The organism is Hungatella hominis, from assembly GCF_014288005.1.
GTDB lineage: Bacteria > Bacillota > Clostridia > Lachnospirales > Lachnospiraceae > Hungatella > Hungatella effluvii.
Window position 1 is genome coordinate 1 of record NZ_JACOPB010000060.1, and the last position, 1609, is coordinate 1609.

General features: G+C 47.4%; 4 protein-coding genes. All 4 read left to right on the forward strand.

Annotated elements, in window-relative coordinates; all coding sequences use genetic code 11:
- On the forward strand, positions 1-618 hold a 618-nt coding region (locus tag H8S75_RS32270), incomplete at its 5' end, for an Ig-like domain-containing protein (protein WP_187024967.1).
- A gap of 12 nt (positions 619-630) precedes the next feature.
- The gene (locus H8S75_RS32275) at positions 631-954 is read left to right on the forward strand and encodes a PF13754 domain-containing protein (protein ID WP_002603325.1); all 324 of its coding nucleotides are present in this window, start codon (positions 631-633) and stop codon (positions 952-954) included.
- The gene (locus tag H8S75_RS32280) at positions 951-1226 is read left to right on the forward strand and encodes a hypothetical protein (RefSeq protein WP_002603326.1); all 276 of its coding nucleotides are present in this window, start codon (positions 951-953) and stop codon (positions 1224-1226) included. The genes H8S75_RS32275 and H8S75_RS32280 overlap by 4 nt, the downstream gene beginning before the upstream one ends.
- Entirely contained in the window at positions 1226-1477 is a 252-nt protein-coding gene (locus H8S75_RS32285) for a hypothetical protein (protein WP_002603327.1), read from the forward strand. The genes H8S75_RS32280 and H8S75_RS32285 overlap by 1 nt, the downstream gene beginning before the upstream one ends.
- Positions 1478-1609 lie beyond the last annotated feature (132 nt).

Here is a 1609-nt window from a genome sequence, read left to right on the forward strand (position 1 = left end):
AAGCCAGCGATTCGCTGGAAGGTTACAGATAACGACTCTGGCGTCAATCCAGATACGATCGGTATTACCATTGACAGCGGCGGCAAGGTTACAGGCAGCGCCATTGTAAAGACGGCCATTACTGGTGGTTACGATTGCACCTATACACCGACTACAGCCTTGTCAGATGGCAGCCATACAATTAAGATCGATGCATCTGATAACGACGGCAACGCTGCGACTCAGAAGTCAGTAACCTTTAAAATCGATACAGTGCCTCCGACATTAAGTGTTACAGCTCCGGTAAATGGCCTGATTACCAACAAGGCAGCCTGCACTGTATCCGGTACGACCAACGACATAACGTCGAGCCCTGTAACCGTAACAGTCAAACTTAACAGCGGATCAGCTGAGGCTGTGACAGTAGGCTCAGATGGATCCTTCAGCAAGGCTCTGACGTTGGCGTCCGGAAGCAACACGATCACAGTTGTGGCGACAGACTCCGCGGGTAAGAGCACGACCGTAACCAGGACAGTAACACTCGATACCGTAGCCCCGACGATTAAGGCCGTTACGCTTACACCTAATCCGGTAGATGCTGGCAAGACCTACGTGATAAGCGTGGAGGTTACAGACTAAGGAGGCAATACCATGGCAGTAGCACGTGTATTTGGCCTGGTAGATGGCGTAGAAGTAATACTACAGAAGGCAGATGAGGACCGGTGGAATGTGCCGGTCCCTTTTGATGCTGACGGAGAATATGTGGTAGAGGTGGTGGCCGAAGATGAAGCAGGAAATCAGACGTATCTTTCAAAGATGCTTTATACCGTAGATGCCGGAAATATCTGTATTCACGCGCTGCCACTTCCAAAGTATACGTTTGAGCTCCTTCAGGCGCCATATCAAATGGAGCCGCAGTTTACAGAGTATCTGTTTACACGATTGATTCCAGAATGTCAGGAGGTGGCATTATGATACGTTTTATTCTGGGCGAAGACAGACATGTAAAGTATTTCGTCCATTCTGTCAAATCAGAATACTTTGTTGTTAAAGATGCCACCTATGAACTGATATATAATGGCGAAGTAGAGGCATCAGGCGGCTGTGAAGTGACCCAGGAGGAAGATGGAAGCTTTGTAGACGTGAAAATTCAGCCAACGTACCGGAGCAATCTTTACATTTTGGAAATCACGTTGATGATTGCGGACGAGGTTATTAAGAACCGGGAGCAGATGGAGGTGGTCTGATGGCGGTGAGGATCGATGCTGTATCATTGAGCAGAAATCCGGTTACGGTCAAAGAAAGCCTGATTGTAAGCGTATCCATTGTAACACACGGATATCTGGGAAGGTCAACCAATGCTGAACTGGCTTCCTATACAAATGGACAGTTAAGGCTGAGAGGAGAATCTGTTCCAACTTATGCACAGCTTAAGAAATACCGCCAATCTGCTCTTCACAGTATGACCCATCAGAAGATCGAAACTATGGAGGTATAAGATGAATAGGAAAGAGATGCTGCAGACAGTAAAGCAAAATCTACGGCTTGGTACAGAAGACCATGATCTGATCATCTCGGATCTGATTCTGACAGTCTGTGATTACTGCAACCTGGATCCAGATTGCGTACC